This is a genomic window from Streptomyces liliifuscus (genome assembly GCF_016598615.1).
Classification (GTDB): Bacteria; Actinomycetota; Actinomycetes; order Streptomycetales; family Streptomycetaceae; genus Streptomyces; species Streptomyces liliifuscus.
This window is the reverse complement of sequence record NZ_CP066831.1, coordinates 2,299,131-2,317,266: the sequence shown is the minus strand read 5'-3', so window position 1 is coordinate 2,317,266 and position 18,136 is coordinate 2,299,131. Positions and strand designations below refer to the sequence as shown.

General features: G+C 69.5%; 16 protein-coding genes. 12 read left to right on the top strand and 4 right to left on the bottom strand.

The window, feature by feature from the left end; translation table 11 throughout:
- Positions 1 to 56: 56 nt before the first annotated feature.
- Both JEQ17_RS09890 and JEQ17_RS09885 read right to left on the bottom strand, forming a co-directional pair.
- Entirely contained in the window at positions 57 to 1,124 is a 1,068-nt protein-coding gene (locus tag JEQ17_RS09890; protein ID WP_200394885.1) for a D-2-hydroxyacid dehydrogenase, read from the bottom strand.
- Positions 1,124 to 1,759: an RraA family protein gene (locus JEQ17_RS09885; RefSeq protein WP_200394884.1), complete on the bottom strand. Its 636-nt coding sequence runs from the start codon at positions 1,757 to 1,759 to the stop codon at positions 1,124 to 1,126. The genes JEQ17_RS09890 and JEQ17_RS09885 overlap by 1 nt, the downstream gene beginning before the upstream one ends.
- Before the next feature lie 632 nt (positions 1,760 to 2,391).
- Between JEQ17_RS09885 and JEQ17_RS09880 the strand changes: the two genes are divergently transcribed.
- The 7 genes from JEQ17_RS09880 to JEQ17_RS09850 all read left to right on the top strand — a co-directional run bounded on the left by JEQ17_RS09880 (position 2,392) and on the right by JEQ17_RS09850 (position 9,165).
- Complete coding sequence (locus JEQ17_RS09880; protein WP_200394883.1) at positions 2,392 to 3,771, top strand: MFS transporter; 1,380 nt, start codon at positions 2,392 to 2,394, stop codon at positions 3,769 to 3,771.
- A 22-nt stretch (positions 3,772 to 3,793) separates the two neighbouring features.
- Positions 3,794 to 4,600, top strand: coding sequence for a LamB/YcsF family protein (locus tag JEQ17_RS09875; RefSeq protein WP_200394882.1), 807 nt, complete (start codon positions 3,794 to 3,796; stop codon positions 4,598 to 4,600).
- A 23-nt stretch (positions 4,601 to 4,623) separates the two neighbouring features.
- Complete coding sequence (locus JEQ17_RS09870) at positions 4,624 to 5,367, top strand: 5-oxoprolinase subunit B family protein (protein ID WP_200394881.1); 744 nt, start codon at positions 4,624 to 4,626, stop codon at positions 5,365 to 5,367.
- Entirely contained in the window at positions 5,364 to 6,401 is a 1,038-nt protein-coding gene (locus JEQ17_RS09865) for a 5-oxoprolinase subunit C family protein (RefSeq protein ID WP_234048137.1), read from the top strand. Before JEQ17_RS09870 ends, JEQ17_RS09865 begins: the two co-directional genes overlap by 4 nt.
- Positions 6,402 to 6,476: 75 nt before the next feature.
- Positions 6,477 to 7,274 carry an SDR family oxidoreductase gene (locus tag JEQ17_RS09860; protein ID WP_200394880.1) on the top strand — a complete coding sequence of 266 codons (798 nt, stop codon included), beginning with the start codon at positions 6,477 to 6,479 and terminating at the stop codon, positions 7,272 to 7,274.
- A gap of 110 nt (positions 7,275 to 7,384) precedes the next feature.
- Positions 7,385 to 8,554, top strand: a complete 1,170-nt coding sequence (locus JEQ17_RS09855) for a pyridoxal phosphate-dependent aminotransferase (protein WP_200394879.1) — start codon at positions 7,385 to 7,387, stop codon at positions 8,552 to 8,554.
- A gap of 32 nt (positions 8,555 to 8,586) precedes the next feature.
- Positions 8,587 to 9,165, top strand: coding sequence for a TetR/AcrR family transcriptional regulator (locus tag JEQ17_RS09850; protein WP_200394878.1), 579 nt, complete (start codon positions 8,587 to 8,589; stop codon positions 9,163 to 9,165).
- Positions 9,166 to 9,192: 27 nt separating this feature from the next.
- Here the strand turns inward: JEQ17_RS09850 and JEQ17_RS09845 are convergent, their stop codons facing one another.
- Positions 9,193 to 10,218, bottom strand: a complete 1,026-nt coding sequence (locus tag JEQ17_RS09845) for a LacI family DNA-binding transcriptional regulator (RefSeq protein WP_200394877.1) — start codon at positions 10,216 to 10,218, stop codon at positions 9,193 to 9,195.
- A 376-nt stretch (positions 10,219 to 10,594) separates the two neighbouring features.
- On the opposite strand from JEQ17_RS09845, the gene JEQ17_RS09840 reads away from it, so the two are divergent.
- From JEQ17_RS09840 to JEQ17_RS09820, 5 genes are all read left to right on the top strand, one after another.
- Positions 10,595 to 11,980, top strand: a complete 1,386-nt coding sequence (locus JEQ17_RS09840; RefSeq protein WP_200394876.1) for an ABC transporter substrate-binding protein — start codon at positions 10,595 to 10,597, stop codon at positions 11,978 to 11,980.
- Between the two features lie 125 nt (positions 11,981 to 12,105).
- On the top strand, positions 12,106 to 13,014 hold the full coding sequence (locus JEQ17_RS09835) for a carbohydrate ABC transporter permease (protein WP_200394875.1): 909 nt from the start codon (positions 12,106 to 12,108) through the stop codon (positions 13,012 to 13,014).
- Between the two features lie 2 nt (positions 13,015 to 13,016).
- Entirely contained in the window at positions 13,017 to 13,904 is an 888-nt protein-coding gene (locus JEQ17_RS09830) for a carbohydrate ABC transporter permease (protein ID WP_200394874.1), read from the top strand.
- 70 nt (positions 13,905 to 13,974) lie between these two features.
- Positions 13,975 to 15,492: an arabinosylfuranosidase ArfA gene (gene arfA / locus JEQ17_RS09825; protein WP_200394873.1), complete on the top strand. Its 1,518-nt coding sequence runs from the start codon at positions 13,975 to 13,977 to the stop codon at positions 15,490 to 15,492.
- Between the two features lie 110 nt (positions 15,493 to 15,602).
- Positions 15,603 to 16,799, top strand: a complete 1,197-nt coding sequence (locus JEQ17_RS09820; RefSeq protein ID WP_200394872.1) for an exo-alpha-sialidase — start codon at positions 15,603 to 15,605, stop codon at positions 16,797 to 16,799.
- Positions 16,800 to 16,952: 153 nt separating this feature from the next.
- Here the strand turns inward: JEQ17_RS09820 and JEQ17_RS09815 are convergent, their stop codons facing one another.
- Positions 16,953 to 17,957, bottom strand: a complete 1,005-nt coding sequence (locus tag JEQ17_RS09815; RefSeq protein WP_200394871.1) for an NADP-dependent oxidoreductase — start codon at positions 17,955 to 17,957, stop codon at positions 16,953 to 16,955.
- Positions 17,958 to 18,136 lie beyond the last annotated feature (179 nt).

The following is an 18,136-nucleotide window of genomic DNA, read 5'->3' as shown; positions in this document are numbered from 1 at the left end:
CGGATGGCGTCGGCCGGTTTCGGTCGGCGCCATCCGTGTGTTCGTTTGCCCGGTCGTCAGTAGAACTCGACCGTGTCCACGCGGTTCAGCAGGCTCTCTCCGTCGAGTAGCCGCGTGGCGTTGGCGGCGAAGAGTTCCGCGATGAGGCGGTCCTCGGCGGGGCTGAGGGCGGCGGTGTGGGGGCTCACCAGGACGTGGTCGTGGTTCCAGAGGGGGCTGTGGGCCGGGAGTGGTTCCGTCTCGAAGACGTCCAGTGCGGCGAAGCCGACTCGGCCGGAGTCGAGGGCCTCGATCAGGGCGTTCTCGTCGACAACGCTTCCGCGGCCGACGTTCACGAGGGTCGCGCCGGGCCTCAGGGCGTCGAAGAACCGCTTGTCGAGCAGGTGCTCGGTCGCCGCGGTGCCGGGGAGCGTGTTCACGACGGCGTCCACCGTCGGTGCCACCTCGGCGATCCGGTCGAGGGGTACGACCTCGTGGACCCCGGGAACGCCGGTGCCGTTCCTGCTCGTTCCGATGACCTTGGCGCCCAGCGCGTGCAGCTGTTGGGCGACGACCCGGCCGATGCCGCCGAGGCCGAGCAGCAGGATCGTCTGCTCGCTCACCTGCCCCATCGTCCAGCGGCCGCCCCACTCGTGATCGCGCTGCCCTCGGATCAGGCGGGGGAGGCCCTTCGCTCCGCCGAGTACGCCGAAGAGGGCGAACTCCGCGAGCGGCTGCCCGTGCACTCCGGCGGAGGTGGTGAACAGGACCCGTTCGAGCTCGTCGGCGGTGAGCCGTGCGGCCTTCACCTGGCTGCCGCCGCCCGCCGCCATCGTGTGCACCCAGCGCAGCCCCCGGTTGGCGCGGACCGTACGTGCCAGGGCGGCCGGGTCCACATCGGGGATGCCGTAGAGCGCGTCGGCCGAGTCGAGGGACTCCTCGTAGGCCCGTTGTTGTGCCGGTGTGCGGTGCCAGGACGGGTCACCGGCGAAGTCGGCCGGCCACCGCATCGGTGGGAACAGGGACTGGTCGACGACGAGGTCGATCCGTGGTTCCAGCGCGAGGATCCGCGCGCGGTTGTCCTCCGACAGTGGCGCGGCGACCGCGACGCGGAGCCTGCCGGGGGCTCGTTCCTCGGTTCCCATCAGGCGATTCGGCTCCGCAGTTCCGCGACCTCGGCGTCGAGGTCGGCCTCACGGGCGACGATCGCCTCGACCGCCGTCAGCGCCTCCTCGGCGCGATGGGGCGGGATGACGATGACGCCGTCGTCGTCGGCGACGACGATGTCGCCGGGGTTCACCACGACACCGCCGAGGGCGACGGGTTCGCCGATCGTGCCCGGTCCGTTCTTGAAGGGGCCGGCAGGCGTGAGCCCGCGTGCGAAGACGGGCACGCCGAGCTTCTCGATGATCGCGCGGTCACGGACGTAGCCGTCGACGACCGCGCCGACGGCGCCGAACACGTCGAACCGCTGGGCGAGGTTGTCGCCGATGACGGCGCGGCCGTCGTAGCCGAAGGCGTTGATGACCAGGATGTCCCCGGGGCGGATGTGGTCCAGCGCGGCGATCACCGCCTTGTTGTCGCCGGCGACGGTGAGCACGGGCAGCGCGGTGCCGACCGCCTTCGCTCCCCGCCAGACCGGCGAGATCCCGCCGTCCACGATGTTCAGCCGGTCCAGGGCGTCGCCGAGATTGGCCACGGAATGCTCGCGGAACCGCTGGAGCACCTGTTGGTCCGGGCGGTCCCAGGCCGGGGCCACACGCACGTTGTCTTGGGTCATCACGGTCTCCTGCGGGTGGTGTTGGGGGTGGGGCCAAGAGGCCGTCCGCCCCGTCACGGCCGGGAAATGCGAAAAGTTTCGCGTTTCGCGAGAGTCAGTGTGCATCCATCCGTGCCGCGGGACAAGAGTGGGCGGGAGGGGTGACGGCCTCACGGGGTGCCTCGCCGACGGTCGCCGGACGGTCGACGGGTGGCCGGTGAGTGGTTGGTTGGCGGTCGCCCGGCCGCCGTCCCTCCGGTGAAGTCCCGGTTGCCGAGGGTGGAACCGCGCCGGAATCGCAAGTTTTACCTGGCGGCAACTTCCGTCCTTGACCACCCCGGAATGCGAATCTATTCTCATTCGAGATTTGAGTCGCAACTTGGCTCGGATGTGCCCCTACAGCCCGCTCCAGGACCTGCTCCACCGGCGCGAAGGGGGCGGGTGGGGGCGTCACCAGCCGTCCACCGACACCTCCAGACATCCTCCGACGACACCGACGCCGCTTGACCGCCGAGGTGTCATCGTCGCCTTCCCACGAGGATCCGGAACGCAGGCGGAACACCCCGGCACATGGGCGACCGCCGGCAGCGACGACGTTCAGCGTACGACTGTTCAGGACACCGTCCTCGGAGTCCGCGACCGAAGGTGAACGCATGACAACGTCAGATCGGCTCGACACGACGTCAGATCGTCACGAGGCATCGTCGGACCAGCTCGACGCGACCACGGCCGGTGTGGTCACCGCGGACGGCAAGGTGGTCCGCAAGGCCACCGTCGCCGGAGCCATAGGTTCCTTCGTCGAGTGGTACGACTACGGCATCTACGGCCTGCTCGTCACCTATCTCGCGATCAACATCATGGGGGAGGCGGAGGCCGGCGGGCTCTTCCTCACCAACGTCGGCTTCCTGGTCAGCTTTGTCGCGCGGCCGTTCGGCAGCGTCATCTGCGGATACCTGGGAGACAGGCTCGGGCGGAAGAGACTGCTCGCCGGCCTGCTGGTACTCATCTCGGCCGCCACCGCGGCGATCGGTCTCATCCCCTCCCACGCCGCCATCGGCGTCGCCGCGCCCGTTCTGCTGGTCGCGCTCCGGGTGCTGCAGGGCTTCTCGGCCGGTGGTGAGGTGGCGGGTGCCATGTCGTTCGTCGGCGAGTACGCCCCGGACGCCCGCCGCAACTACATGATGAGCTTTATCGCCGTCGGCTCGTTCATCGCGCTCATGGTCGGCAGCGCCTTCTCGGCCATCCTCATCTCCACGCTCGGCGACGACGCCATGGCCTCCTGGGCCTGGCGGGTGCCGTTCCTCGTCGCCGTCCCGCTCGGCTATGTCGGCTTCTACATCCGCCGCCAGCTGGAGGAGACCCCGCACTTCAAGGCACTGCGAGAGCGCAACACCGTCGTACGCAACCCGCTGAAGGACGCGCTCACCTCCCCGCGGCACCTGAAGGCGATCGTGCTCACGATCTTCCTGCCCGCGCTCAACGGGCCTGGCTACTACCTGCTGTTCGTCTACATGCCGACCTATCTGAAGACCTCGCTCGGCGACGACAACAACTTCTCCATGCTGCGGGCGCTCACCGTCACCGCTGTCAGCCTGGTCGCCATCGCCGTCTGCATCCCCCTCATGGCCCGGCTGTCGGACCGTATCGGCCGCAAACCCGTGCTGGTGTTCTCCGCCGTCGCGATGGCCGTGGTCTCGTACCCGATGTTCCTGCTCATCACCACCGGTGAGTTCGCGCTGGCATGCATCGGCACCACCGTGCTCGCGATCGCCTTCTCCGGCCACGCAGCCGTGGTGCACACCGTGCTCGCCGAGATGTTCCCGACCACGGTGCGCTACTCCGCCTACAGCATCGGGTTCAGCATCTCCACGATCATCTTCGGCGGCAGCGCCCCGCTGCTGATGACCGAGCTCATCGAATCGACCGGGTCCAATCTGATCCCCGCCTTCGCCGCCATCACCACCGCCCTGATCACCCTGGTCGCCATCGCGTTCGTACGTGAGACCAAGGGTCGTCCGCTGGCCGCCCACTGACCGCCAACACCCGGGAGACACCATGGGAATCAACTCGGTAGCCGTCGTCGCCGACCTCGGAGAGAGCTTCGGCAACTACACGATCGGCGACGACAACGCCCTCCTCGGCCTCGTCACCGCGTCGAACATCGCCTGCGGCTTCCACGCCGGTGACCCGCGCGTCATGGACAAGACGGTCGCCGACTGCGTGGAGCGCGGCATCGAACTCGGCGCGCACCCCGGATACCCCGACCTCGTCGGGTTCGGCCGCCGGCTCATCGAGGCGTCGGAGGAGGAGATCCGCACCGACGTCCTCTACCAGCTCGGCGCGCTCGACGCGTTCGCGCGCGTGCACGGCGGGACGATCACACATGTGGCGCCGCACGGCCGTATGGGGTCGATCGCGCAGACCGACGCCAAGCACGCCCGTGCCATCACGGACGCGATCGCCGCGTACAACACGGACTACGTCGTGATCTGTCAACGCGGCCTGCTCGCCGAGGAGTCGCGCAGGCGCGGTCTCGAAGTCGGTTACGTGTTCCTGGCCGACCGCGGCTACGGCGACGACGGCATGCCCGTCTCGCGCTCGCACGAAGGAGGGCTCATCTTCGACCCCGAGCTCATCGGCGAACGCTCCGTCCAGGTCGTACAGGAGGGCACCGTGCGCTCGGTCGACGGCAACGTCGTACCGCTAGGCCACGACGCCGACGTACTGCTTCTGCACGGGGACCACCCGACCGTCCTGCAGAACGGCATCGCGCTGCGGGCCGCGCTCGACAAGGCGGACGTGCGTGTCGCGGGTCTGCGGGACGTCCTGAAGGAGAAGGCCGAGGTCGCGCTCGCCCGTTGAGGGCAGCGCGCGGGAGCCAGCCCATGACCACTGCACCGTTCGGTACCGTCACCGTCGAGCCCTTCGGGGACTCGGCGGTGATGGTGACCGTCCCCCACGCCGAACAGGCGATCCGCAGGTCCGCGATCGTCGCCTTCCGCGACCGGTTCCTCGCGCACCGCCCCCACGGCGTGCTCGATGTCGTCTCCGGTCTGGAGTCCCTGCTCATCGAGTTCGATCCACTGCGGACCGCGCTCGAGCATGTGGAGTACGCGGTCCGGCTGCTGGCCCGCCGGGCGCCGGGCGACGGTTCGGACGGCGGTCCGGAACTCCCCCGTGCGGTACGGGAGTTCGCCGTCCCGGTCGTCTTCGACGAGGAGACCGGACCCGATCTGTTGTCCGTCGCCGAGGAAGTGGGCCTGAAACCCGCCGAAGTGGTCGAGGGGATCGCCAAGTCCACCTTCACCATTGCCCTGTTGGGCGCGGCGATGGCTCCGATGATGGACGGGCTCGAACTGCCCGGGCCGGTACGCCGACGCGCAGAGCCGCGTACGGACGTCGTTCCCGGATCGATCATGATCGCCGGTGACAACGCGATCATCCAGCCGTTCCCCGGCCCGACCGGCTGGCGTGTGGTCGGGCGCACCCCGCACACCATCGTCGACATCTCCCGCCCCGACCCCGTCTCGTTCGGCCCCGGCGACATCATGCGCTTCGTTCCCGTCACACGGGACGAGGCGGCCGCGCTGGACGCAGGCTTCCTGCTGCCGGTGGAGGTGTCCCTATGACGACGAAGAGGATGAAGACGACGGCGACGGCGATGAAGACCGTGGCGCTCCAATTCACCCGCACCGGATGGACCACCACCTTCCAGGACCTCGGCCGCCGCGACACGGAACGGCGCGGTGTCCCCACCGGCGGTGCCGCCGACCAGCACTCCGCGGTCGTCGCCAACCTCCTCGTGGGCAACCCACGTGGCGCGACCCTGATCGAGAACCTCGGCGGCGAGTTGGCCCTCGTTCCCGACGCCGACGTCCTGCTCGCGGTGACCGGCGCCCCCGCCCGGGTCACCGTCGGCGGCGCCCCCGTCGACAGCTGGTCGCCGCTCGTGGTGCCGAAGGGTCATGAGGTACGGGTCCACGCCTATGCCGGCCGGGGGACCCGCACCTATCTCGCCGTGAACGGCACGCTCGCCGCGGAGACCCTGCTGGGCAGCGCCGCCCCGGACGCCCGGATGGGGTTCGGGCAGGTCGTCACCCGGGGCTCGCGCGTACTGCTGGAAACGGACTTCCAGGGATTCCGGCGCCGACTGTTCGAGCCGCCGCTGTTCCGGCTGCCCGTTCCCGTCCCGCGCTTCGACGAAGGGACTTGGGTCGTCGATGTCGTCGCGAGCCACGGAATCCACGCGATCCCCGGCATCCGCGAGGTGATCGAGGAGGCGGAGTACGTCGTCACCCCCCGCTCCAACCACGTCGGGCTGCGGCTCGAAGGCCCGGTGCTCCACCCGGACACCGACACCGAGATCGTGTCGCACGGGGTTCCCGTCGGGGCGCTGCAGATCCCGCACGCGGACGAGCTCATCGTGCTCGGCAGATACCGGAGCCTGACGGCGGGCTATCCGATCGTCGGCGTCGCCTCGCGGGCCTGTCTGCCGCTGCTCGGGCAGGCCGGTCCTGGGCGGCGACTGCGGTTCCGCTGGACCGACCGCGAGAGTTCGCTCCGCCGGTTCGCGCGGCGCGAGGAGGAGGTGTGCGCGCTCGAACACGCGGTCGCGGAGGCGTTCGCCGCGCTCGGCTTCGAGACGTCCTTGCCCCGACATTAGTTGAGAAGATATTCTCATTTGGGCTTCAAATCTCATATCGATCGTGTCGAGCACGCTGATCATGGAGGAGGAACAGTGACGACGTCGGCCGGCAGAACCGCGCTCATCACAGGGGCCGGCAGCGGGATGGGGCTCGAAACCGCGAGACTCCTTGCCCGGGACGGCGCCACCGTTGTGCTCGTCGGCCGCAGACAGGAGGCGCTCGACGAGGTCGCGGCCACCATCCGCGCCGAGGGTGGAACCGCCCTCGCCCTCGCCGCGGACATCACCCGCCCGGACGACGTCACTCGGGTCCTCGACCGCGTCCACGCCGACCTCGGCCCGGTCGACATCCTCGTCAACAACGCGGGCAGCGCGTCGACGGTGCTCAACCCGCAGTGGCTCCCGCACGACGAGTGGCGCCAGGTCCTCGACGTGAACCTCACGGCCGTCTTCCAGCTCACCCAGGCCGTGCTGCCCGACATGCTCGGCCGCGGCACCGGAACCATCGTCACCGTCTCGTCGCTCGCAGCCGTCAACCCCAACCTGCTCGGCGGCGCGGCCTACGGCGCCGCCAAGGCCGGGGTGCGCAACTTCATGACGTTCCTGCACAACACCTTCCGCAACCAGGGACTGCGGGCCATCACCGTGCTCCCCGGCGAGGCGGACACTCCCATCCTCGACAACCGCGCGCGACCGCCGGCCGCCGAGGAACGCGCCCACATGGTGCAACCCGAGGACGTGGCCGAGGCCGTCCGCCTGGCTGTCGCCCTGCCCCAGCGGGTCGTCCTCCAGGAGATCGTCGTCGCCCCGACCCGACAGCGGGACACCTCCGCCGACCTGGAGATCAGCCGCTGGGCGGGCGCCCCCGCCGACGCCTCACCACAGCCCTGACCGCAGCTCTGACCGCAGCCCTGACCAACCTCGTCTCCGGCCCCCGCTTCGAACACCCGCTTCCAGCTCAGCAGCACCCGCTTCCAGCACCTCGCTTCCAGGAGGAGCGCATGCCGTCCACCGTCTCCACGTACCCGCCCCGGTTCGCCACCGCCGAGGCCGTCGCCCGGATAGCCGCCGCCTCCCGCCGGACGCAGCAGCCCCAGTCCAAGGGCGACCTCGTCTCCCTCGCCATGGGCGAGCCCGACTTCGACACACCCCGGCAGGTGACCGAGGCGGCCGACGCCTCGCTGCGCGCCGGACGCACCCACTACTCGCCGCTGCTCGGCGAACCCGAGCTGCGCGAGGCGCTCGCCGAGAAGCTGCACGGCATCGCCGGAGCGCCAATCTCCGCCGCCGACATCCTCATCACCCAGGGCGGCACCGCCGGACTCGCCGCCGCGATCCTCGGCATCGTCGACCCCGGCGACAAGGTGGTCGTCCCCGACCCGACCTACTCCCTCTACGCCGACCTGGTCAGCATGGCCGGCGGCATCGTCGTACCCGTCCCGCTCGCCCCGGACCTGCACTGGGACCTCGACCTGCTCGCCGACGCGCTCGACGGCGCGAAGCTCTTCGTCTTCTGCAACCCGAGCAATCCGACCGGCATCGTGCACAGCCGCGCCGAACTCGACGCGCTCGCCGAGCTGTTGGACGGCACGTCCACGATCGTCGTCTCCGACGAGGCGTACTCCGACCTCGACTACACCGGCCGCCCCTTCACCTCGGCGATCTCCCTCGACGGACTGCGCGACCGTACGGTCTACTGCCAGACCTTCTCCAAGAGTTACGCGATGACCGGCTGGCGTGTCGGCTATCTCTGGGGACCCGCACCGCTCATCAAGGCGGCCGCGCGCATCCACAACACCTTCAACGGCTCCGTGAACACCTTCATCCAGGACGCCGCCCTCGTCGCGGTGCGGACCTGCGACGCCGACATCGCCAGGATGCGGGCCGCCTACGAGGAGCGCGGCGCGATCATGCGCGCGGGACTCGCCGAGATCCCGGGCCTCACGCTGAGCACGTCGGAGGGGGCGTTCTACCAGTTCCCGCGCTACGACCTCGACCTGCCCGCCGTGGAGGTCGTGGCGGCACTGCGCACGCACGGCGTCGCGGTCCGGCCGGGCAGCGAGTTCGGCGCGCGGGGCGAGGGGCACCTGCGGCTGTCGTACGCTGCCAGCCCGGAATCCATCTCCGAGGGTGTTCGCCGGCTGGCGTACGGCCTCTCGGCCCTTCAGTGAACGCCGTCCCACAGGCAACGGGGAGTCGACCCATGCGCAGTGACACCGAACGCAACCGCAGGTACCTCATCAAGGCCGCCGCGCTGCTGTTCGAGAACTCGCCGACGCCCGTGAGCCTGGCCGAGATCGCCAAGCAGGCCGAGGTGTCGACCGCCACGGCGTACCGGCACTTCTCCTCCGTCGAGGAGATCCTGCACGCCTTCCGGGCCCAAGTCGGCTCCGAACTGCGCGACTTCAGCGCACGGCAGACCACCCGGGGCATGGAGAGGCTGGAGGCTGTGTCCCGCTGCTGGGTGTCGCTCGTCCTCGAACACGGCGGGGCGATGGCACAGATGCGCTCGCACCGCGGATACCTGGAGCGGCTGCGCGAGGGCACCGGTTATCTCGCCCCGCAGGCCGAGGCACTCGCCGAACCGCTGCGGCAGACCACCGAGGAACTCGGGCTCGGCGACCTGGGCGAAGAGGCGCTGTTCCTCTGGAACCTCCTGTTCGACCCCCGCGACATCCTCGACCTCATCAAGAGCGGCCACACCGAGGACGAGGCCGCCACCCGTCTGGTCAGCGCCCTGCGCGGCGCCCTCATCGGCTGGTCCGCGGCGGCGAAGGGGTGACCTGCCCGGCGTGTGGCCGCCCCTCCGTCACCCCGTGGTCGAACTCGGCTGCGTGCTCTCCCGCACGACCAGCGAGTACCCCGCGGTGAGTCTCGTGTGGGGGGCCTCCGCGTCGGTGGTGATCCTCCGCAGCACCGCGTCCACCGCCAGTTCGGCGATCTCTCGCTTGTTGGGCGACACGGTGGTCAGTGACGGCACGCTGTAGCCGGTCTCCTGGATGTCGTCGAAGCCCACGACCGCCAGGTCGCGCGGCACTCGCAGACCGTGTTCGTGTGCCGCGCGCACCGCGCCGGAGGCGAGCAGGTCGTTGAAGCAGAAGACCGCGTCCGGCGGTTCGTCCAGACCGAGCAGGACCCGCATGGCGGAGGCTCCGTCGGCGCGGGTGAACGCCACGGTGTCCGGGGCCAGCCGGGGGTCGTGCGGCACACCCGCGGCATGCAGCGCGGTCAGAAAGCCGTGCATGCGCTGCACCGTCGTCGCATGCGCCCGGTCCGACGGCTGGCCGATGACTGCGATGCGCCGGCGGCCGAGCCGGAGCAGGTGCTCGGTCGCCTCGCGTGCCGCCGCGGAGTTGTCGATCAGCACGTGGTCCGCCGGGATCCTGTACGACTGCTCGCCCAGGAGGACGAGCGGCACGCGGCGCTCGCGAGTGGCGAGCATCGCCTCGTCGAGGCTGAGGGGGCTGAGCAGCACACCGTCGATGAGCGGGTCGCTCAGGCCGCAGGCGATACGGAGTTCCTCCGCTGGGTCTCCGCCGGTGTCCTCGATGAGGACAGTGCAGCCGCGCTTCTTGGCGGCCGCGATGACCTCCGCGGCGAGCTCCGCGAAGTACGGCGCGACCAGCTCGGGGACGGCCAGCGCGATGATGCCGCTGCGGCCGGTGCGCAGATGGCGTGCGGAGGCGTTGGGCTGGTAGTCGAGTTCGGCGATCGCGCGCAGCACCCGCTGCCGGGTCTGCTCCGCGACGCGGATCTCGCCCCGGACGACGTTCGACACCGTCTTGATCGATACGCCCGCGCGCTCGGCGACGTCCTTGAGGCGTGCACCTGCCATGACGCTCGCCCTCCCTCCCCGGCACTCTTCCGGCGGCCCCGGCACTCTTGCGGCAGCTTTCGTCGCTCCTCCGGCGGCCCTCGCCGCCGACGCACCACGCGGGCCGATTCCGGTGTGCCGACCAGCGTAAGCCATGTTGCAACGTTGTAAGAGGTCGCCGTCCCCGTGCGGGAGATTCTCGACCCGCGTGGGCGATATGCCCCGATGAGGCACTCGACCCCTGACGGGCAAGCAGTTCCTGCACAGGTGTTGACGTCGAATTTCCGCGGGGATACAACGTTGTAACCGCCTCCGTGCATCGACTCGTCCGTTCGGACTTGTCACTCATTCCAACGTTGTACTCGTTGGGTTCCCTGTCGTGGAAGGACGCCTGCCCATGCGGGACCGCACACCGCACAACTCGCCGCCCCCACCCCCGCTCCCGTCCCCACCGTCCAGGCGTGGACTTCTGCGCGGCACCCTGTCCCTCGGCGCAGTCGCGGCCTCGTCCGTCGCCCTCGGCGGTTGTGGCAGCACGCTCGCGCAGGGGTTCACCGGAGGGTCGCCCTCACCGTCACGCCTGAACTTCTGGAACCCCTTCACCGGTGGTGACGGCGAGCGGCTGCTGGCCATGGAGGACGTCTACCGGGCCCGGCACCGGACGACGGACCTGAAGTCGGCGACCTTCGTCTGGGGCAGCCCGTACTACACCAAGCTCACCCTGGCGACGCTCGGCGAACGGCCGCCGCAGGTCGCCGTCACCCACCTGTCGAAGGTGCCCACGCTCGCCGAGGCGGGCCTGCTCACCGAACTGCGGACATCCGATCTGGCCCGACACGGGCTGACCGAGGACAAGTTCGACCCACGGCCCTGGAAGAAGTCCCAGGTGGACGGGAAGCTGTACGCCGTCCCGCTCGACACCCACCCCTTCGTGCTCTACTTCCGGACCGACATCGCCGAGAAGGCCGGACTCCTTGACGGACAGGGCCAGTTGGCGGACGTGGACGGGCCCGACGCGTTCATCGACGCCCTGCGCGCCGCGAAGGAGGTGACCGGGGCCTGGGGCGGCTCGGTCGCCTCGGTGAAGGACGCCTCGACGCAGTTCAGGCTCTTCTGGTCGTTCTACCGGCAGATAGGTGGCGGCGATCTCGTCGCGGAGCAGGGCAAGAAGGTCGTCATCGACACGGCGGCCGCGGCCGAGGCCCTCGCGTACATCCGCCGCCTCACCCAGGAGAAGGTCGTCCCCGCGAGCACCGACAGCCCGGGCGCCATCACGATGCTCACCACCGGCAAGGCCGGATTCCTGATGGACGGCGTCTGGCAGGTCCTCACGGTCCAGGGCGCCAAGGTGAAGTTCGACGTACGGCCACTGCCGAGGATCTTCCACGACGCGCCCTACGCCTGCGCCGCCGACTCGCACTCCCTGGTCCTGCCCAAGGCGCCCTCCGCCGCGGCACAACGCCTGGACCTCTCCCTGGGGTTCGTCGCCGCCCTGCTCAACTCCAGCAAGCTGTGGGCGGAGGGCGGACACGTCCCCGCGTGGCTGCCCACCCAGCAGTCACCCGGTTACCGGGACCTCGCACCACAGTCCCACTACGCCGCTGCCGCCGACGGCGCGGCCTACGACCCGGCCGCCTGGTACAGCGGCGCGGGCAGCACGCTGCAGGTCGTCGTCGGCAACGCCGTGACGTCCGTGTTCACCGGCGCCACCAGCCCCACCGCCGGAGCCGCACGCATGCGCCGCGAACTGCGCGAACTCGCGAGCCGGCCCGCACCCCTGTAGGCCGCGGCCCCTGTAGTCCGTACCGCTGCAGGCCGCCCCGCCCGGCCGCCGACTGCCGCTGTCACGGCCCGTATCGGGCCCCGCACGTCTGAGATTCCGCATGTCCTGACTGAAAGGGCCGTCCCATGGCCACGACAACCGCACCGACCAAGGCCCCCGGCAGAGGTGACCGCTGGGCCGGTCCGGGGATGCTGTTGCCCTTCGCCCTGTTCTACCTGGTCTTTCTGGTGGGACCGCTGATCTATACGGTCGTAGCCGGTTTCTTCGACGCCAGCCTGCTCAAGAAGGGCCTCGGCGACTTCGCCGGACTGTCCAACTACGCGGCCGTGCTGGGCGACGACGAGTTCTGGCGCACACTCGGGAACACGCTGTGGTTCACCGTGCTGACCACGGTTCCGCTCGTGCTGCTCAGCCTGGTGCTGGCGATTCTCGCCGACCGCTTCGTCCGCGGACGCTGGTTCTTCCGCTTCGCCTTCTTCGCGCCGTTCGTGCTGCCCTCGGCGGTCATCTCACTGATCTTCACGTTCATCTACGCCGATCAGGTGGGCCTCGCCCAGCAGGCCGCGAAGTGGATCGGCGTGGACACCCCGCCGTCCTGGCTGGGCGATCCGGACTGGGCGATGATCTCCATCGCCGCCGCCACCGTGTGGTGGACGATCGGCTTCAACTTCGTCCTGTATCTGGCAGGTCTGCAGGACATCCCGCGTTCCGTGCACGAGGCCGCGGCCATCGACGGGGCCGGACCCTGGCAGCGCATCCGCCATGTGATCGTGCCGATGCTCGGCCGCACCACGACTCTCGTGACGGTCCTCCAGGCGGTCGCCTCCCTGAAGGTCTTCGACCAGATCTACATGCTGACCATGGGTGGCCCCGACGGGAGCACCCGCCCCTCCCTCCAACTCATCTACGACACGGGCTTCGTCGAGGGCCGCGTCGGCTATGCGTCGACCGTCTCGCTGCTGCTCTTCGTGGTGATCCTGCTGGTCTCGCTCGTCTGGTTCGCACTCGTCCGCCGCGCCGAGAAGGAGCGCTGATCATGACCGCCATCGCCACACCGCCCGTGACCGAGCAGAAGACGACCACAGCCGGGCCGCCTCGCAAGTATGACGCCGAGCGGCTGTTCAACCGGGTGGCCCTCGGAACCCTCATCGCCTTCGCGCTGCTGTGGCTGGTGCCGCTGGCCTGGGCGCTCGCCACTTCCATCCGGCCCGCGCAGGAAGTCGTCACCGACCCCACCAACTGGTTCACGGCCAACCCCACCCTCGCGGCGTACGGGGACATCTTCGACGCGGGGAAGCTGCCCTACTGGTACGCGAACAGCTTCATCACGTCGATCCTGACTACGGTGCTCACCGTGGCGGCCGCATCCCTGGCGGCCTTCGCCCTCTCCCAGACCCGCTTCAGGACGCGCCGCGCCGCGTTCGTCGTACTCCTCGCCGGGATCATGATTCCGGGGCAGGTCCTCATGATCCCGCAGTTCCTGGCACTCCAGTCGGTAGGGCTGCTCAACACCTATTGGGGCGTCGTGCTGCCCCAAGTCCCCAACGTCGTCGCCGTGTTCGTGTTCAAGCAGTTCTTCGACGGCATCCCCAGGGAGCTGATCGACGCGGCACGCGCGGACGGCGCCGGCTGGCTGCGTACGTACCGGCAGATCGTCATGCCCATCTCGCGGCCGGTGATCTCCGCCGTCACGATCTTCGTGTTCGTCGGGGTCTGGAACAACTTCCTGTGGCCCCTCCTCGTCGTCACCGACCCGGAAATGATGACCCTCCCGGTCGGGCTGACCTCTGTCCAGGACGTATTCGGCGTGCCCTACGCCCAGTTGATGGCCTCCGCCGTACTGGGTGCGATCCCGCTCCTCGCCGTGTTCCTGCTGTTCCAGCGCCGCATCGTCGAGGGCATCGCCGGAACCGGCCTCAAGTAGCCGTCCCCGCTTGCCAGTTCACCTCCTTTCGTCAAACCGACCCCTTCGCCCAACCGAGAAAGGCGTCAGCATGCCGCACACCGCACGGTTCACCGTCGACCCCGAGTTCGCCATCGGGGAGGTGGACCCGCGCCTGTACGGAACGTTCGTCGAGCACATGGGGCGCTGCGTCTACACCGGCATCCACGAGCCGGAGCACCCCTCGGCCGACGCCGCCGGATTCCGTACGGACGTCGCCGACCTGGTACGGGAACTCGGCACCGGACTCGTCCGCTATCCCGGAGGCAACTTCGTCTCCGGCTACCACTGGGAGGACGGGGTCGGCCCCACCTCCGAACGGCCGCGCCGGCTCGACCTGGCCTGGCGCTCCATCGAGACCAACCAGGTGGGCACCAACGAGTTCCTCACCTGGGCCAAGCAGCTCGGCCTCGACCCGATGATGGCGGTCAACCTCGGCACCCGCGGCATCGACGCCGCCCGCGCCCTGGTCGAGTACTGCAACCAGCCCGGCGGCACCGCCTGGTCCGATCTGCGGATCAAGCACGGCGTCCCCGAACCGCACGACGTCAAACTGTGGTGCCTCGGCAACGAGATGGACGGCCCCTGGCAGACCGGCCACAAGACGGCCACCGAGTACGGACGGCTCGCGGCCGAGACCGGCAAGGCGATGCGCCAGGTCGACCCGTCCATCGAACTGGTCGCCTGCGGCAGCTCCAACGCGGGCATGCCCACCTTCGGCACCTGGGAGCGCGAGGTCCTGGAGCAGACGTACGACGAGGTCGACTACCTCTCCCTGCACGCCTATTACGAGGAGCTCGACGGCGACCGCGCCAGCTTCCTGGCCTCCGGGGCGCACATGGACCAGTACATCCGCGATGTGGTCGCCACCGCGGACCACGTACGGGCCACGCGCCGCGCCAAGAAGCACATCAGGCTCTCGTTCGACGAGTGGAACGTCTGGTACGCCGCCCGCTTCGTCGGGGAGCGCAACCTGGAGACCGCCGAGACACCCCGTCTGATCGAGGACACCTACAGCGTGACCGACGCCGTCGTCGTCGGCTCGCTGCTCATCACCCTCCTCCGCAACGCCAACCGGGTGGCCATCGCGTGCCTGGCCCAACTGGTCAACGTCATCGCCCCGATCCGCAGCGAACCGGGGGGCGCGAGCTGGCGGCAGACCATCTTCCACCCGTTCGCACAGGCCGCCCGGTTCGCCTCCGGAACGGTGCTGCGCACCGACATCACCGGGTCCCGCATCGACACACGGCAGCACGGCGACGTATCGGCGCTCGACACGGTCGTGACCTACGAGGAGGAGAGCGGTGCGCTCACGGTCCTCGCCGTCAACCGTGGCCAGGACCAACCTCTGCTTCTGCGGGCCGAGTTGCGCGGCGCGCTGTCCGGATACCGGGTGCTGGAGCACCTCGTCCTGTCCGACCCGGACCCGGACGCCGTGAACACCGAGGCCGAGCCGGAGCGCGTGACACCGCGCACCGGGGGCGGGGCCCGGGTCACCGCCGACGGGGCACTGGAGGCGGAACTGGCCCCGGTGTCCTGGCACGTCATCCGCCTGGCTCCTGCCCAGTGACGTCCCCTGCCCAGTGACGTCCCGCGCCCGGTGACGTCCCGCCCCTGGTGGCGTCCCCTCCGACGTCACCGTCCGAACAGATCCAGCCCGCACCCCGATGGGAGAATCTGATGTCGGCAAGACCCCGTACACCACTGCGTTCGCTCCAACTGGCCGCCCTGGTCTCCGCGTTGATCGCCCTCCTGGCGGCCCTGCTCACCGCGCAGTCCGGAACGGCGGACGCGGCGACCGGCACCGTGCTGCGCAACGACACCGGCCTGTACCCCCGCGCCGTCCGCCTCGCACACAACCCGGGCGCCAACGGCCGCATCCTGTCGTCGGTGGTCACGTTCTCCGGAAACAACGGACTCGGAGCCATCTACGAGAGCACCGACTCCGGCGCCTCCTTCCGGCAGGTCGGCACGGTCAGCGACCCGGAGGCGGCAGGCGGCCAGGGACTCTGCTGTTCCACGCTCTTCGAACTCCCGCAGAGAATCGGCAATTTGCCCGTCGGCACGCTGCTCTGGTCGGCCTCGGTCGGCCAGGACGAGACGAACCGGCGCATGGCCCTGCGGGTCTTCAAGAGCAACGACCTTGGACGCAGCTGGAGTTATCTGTCCACCATCGCCACCGCGGGCAGTACGGGGGGCCTGTGGGAGCCCGAGTTCTCCGTCGACGCCTCCGGCCAACTGGTCGCCCACTACTCGGACGAGACCGACCCCGCACACAGCCAGAAGCTCATGGCGGCCCGCACCTCGAACGGCCTGGCCTGGACCGGGCACCGTGCCACCGTCATCAGCCCGCTCGTCACCGACCGCCCCGGCATGGCAGTCGTCCGCAAGCTCGGCAACGGCACCTACTTCATGTCGTACGAGATCTGTGCCGCCCCCGGGCAGTACCAGTGCGTCGTGCACTACCGGACCTCGGCCGACGGCTGGGACTGGACGGGCGGTCCGTTCCTCGGCTTCCGGCCCGAGACGGCCGACGGCAAGTACTTCAAGCACGCCCCGACCGTGGCCTGGGCTCCCGAGGCGGGCAATCCGCTGGGCCGGCTCTTCCTGATCGGCCAGGTCCTCTACAACAAGGACGGCACGCGGGCCGCCGGCAGTGGAAGGACCGTGTGGGTCAACAGCGCGGGCGGCAGCGGCACTTGGCGGGAGATCCCGGCTCCGGTGACCGTCGATTCGACGGTCGTCGACTACTGCCCCAACTACAGTTCGGCCCTGCTGCCGTCAGCGGACGGGAACAGCCTGCTGGAGATCGCCACCGACTGGGTCGGCGGAGTCTGCAAGCCGTACTTCGCCACCAGGCCCGTGCCGTCGTCCTGAGTCCCTCGGGCCGGGCATGACGCTGTGGGCACCACCACGAGGCCGGGTGGTGCCCACAGCCCACACCCCATAGCCCACAGCTCACGGCCCACGGCCAATAGCACCCAGTGGCTTTCGCCCGGCGGTGTCGATCCCGCGGTGTGTCCATGTCCCTCACGGCATCCTGACGACGACCTTGCCGGCCTTCGCGCGCCCCGCTTCGACGTACTCCAGCGCCTCCCGGGCCGCTTCGAACGGGAACACGGTGTCGACGACGGGCCGAATCCTTCCGGTCTCGATGAGAGGGGTGAGCTCGCGCAGCTGGTCGCCGCTGGCCCTCATGAACAGGAACGAGTACGTCACGCCGCGGCGCCGGGCGGCTCGTCGGATCCGGAGACTCAGCGCGGACATCACCAGCCGGATGACCGGGTTCGCTCCCAGCTCCCTGCCGAAAGCGGCGTCCGGAGGGCCCGCGACACTGATGACCTTCCCGCCGGGCTTGAGCACGTCCAGGGACTTCTTGAGGGTCTCGCCACCGAGCGAGTCGAGGACGACGTCGTAGTCGCGCAGCTCCGTCTCGAACGCCTGCTTCTTGTAGTCGACGACGACGTCCGCGCCCAGCCGCTTCACCAGGTCGACGTTGGCCGTGCTCGTGGTGGTGGCCACGTACGCGCCGAGTTGCTTGGCCAACTGGACGGCGATGGTGCCCAGGCCGCCGGAGCCCGCGTGGATGAGGACCTTCTGGCCCGGCTGGACGTGTGCCCGCTCGACCAGCGCCTGCCATGAGGTCAGGGCGACCAGGGGAAGGGACGCGGCCTCCTCCATGGTCAGCGCGGCCGGCTTGATCGCCACGTCGTCCTGGTGCACCGCGATGCGTTCGGCGAACGTGCCGATCCGGTTCTTGTCGGGCCGCGCGAAGACCTCGTCGCCTACCGCGAACCGTGTGACGGCCGCGCCCACCTCGACCACCACTCCGGCCAGGTCGTTGCCCAGGACGAACGGGACCTTGTACGGCAGGATCGTCTTCATCTCGCCGTCCCGGATCATGCGGTCGAGCGGGTTGACGCTCGCGGCCACGATCCGGACCAGCACGTCGTCCGCGCCCACGTCCGGCTCCGGCACGTCGCCGACACGCACGCCGTCCTTGCTGCCGTAGCGCTCCACAGTGAAAGCCCTCATCGTCGTCTCCCTGTCCCGTCCGCAGGCGGACGAGGGTGCCGTCGCTCATTAAAGTACGGTCATAATGTTATGCTGCGAGTCAGCGGTCCGCAAATGGACTCGCCGGTACGGAATCGCTGGTCCCGGGACTGCCGTGGGGCGTCGACGGCGTTCCGAATCCCCGTAGAGCGCATGAGCAT

Coding starts and splice junctions, on each gene's coding strand:
- JEQ17_RS09890 (WP_200394885.1), bottom strand. CDS start 1,124: ATGGGAACCGAGGAACGAGCCCCCGGCAGGCTCCGCGTCGCGGTCGCC.
- JEQ17_RS09885 (WP_200394884.1), bottom strand. CDS start 1,759: ATGACCCAAGACAACGTGCGTGTGGCCCCGGCCTGGGACCGCCCGGAC.
- JEQ17_RS09880 (WP_200394883.1), top strand. CDS start 2,392: ATGACAACGTCAGATCGGCTCGACACGACGTCAGATCGTCACGAGGCA.
- JEQ17_RS09875 (WP_200394882.1), top strand. CDS start 3,794: ATGGGAATCAACTCGGTAGCCGTCGTCGCCGACCTCGGAGAGAGCTTC.
- JEQ17_RS09870 (WP_200394881.1), top strand. CDS start 4,624: ATGACCACTGCACCGTTCGGTACCGTCACCGTCGAGCCCTTCGGGGAC.
- JEQ17_RS09865 (WP_234048137.1), top strand. CDS start 5,364: ATGACGACGAAGAGGATGAAGACGACGGCGACGGCGATGAAGACCGTG.
- JEQ17_RS09855 (WP_200394879.1), top strand. CDS start 7,385: ATGCCGTCCACCGTCTCCACGTACCCGCCCCGGTTCGCCACCGCCGAG.
- JEQ17_RS09850 (WP_200394878.1), top strand. CDS start 8,587: ATGCGCAGTGACACCGAACGCAACCGCAGGTACCTCATCAAGGCCGCC.
- JEQ17_RS09845 (WP_200394877.1), bottom strand. CDS start 10,218: ATGGCAGGTGCACGCCTCAAGGACGTCGCCGAGCGCGCGGGCGTATCG.
- JEQ17_RS09840 (WP_200394876.1), top strand. CDS start 10,595: ATGCGGGACCGCACACCGCACAACTCGCCGCCCCCACCCCCGCTCCCG.
- JEQ17_RS09835 (WP_200394875.1), top strand. CDS start 12,106: ATGGCCACGACAACCGCACCGACCAAGGCCCCCGGCAGAGGTGACCGC.
- JEQ17_RS09830 (WP_200394874.1), top strand. CDS start 13,017: ATGACCGCCATCGCCACACCGCCCGTGACCGAGCAGAAGACGACCACA.
- arfA (WP_200394873.1), top strand. CDS start 13,975: ATGCCGCACACCGCACGGTTCACCGTCGACCCCGAGTTCGCCATCGGG.
- JEQ17_RS09820 (WP_200394872.1), top strand. CDS start 15,603: ATGTCGGCAAGACCCCGTACACCACTGCGTTCGCTCCAACTGGCCGCC.
- JEQ17_RS09815 (WP_200394871.1), bottom strand. CDS start 17,957: ATGAGGGCTTTCACTGTGGAGCGCTACGGCAGCAAGGACGGCGTGCGT.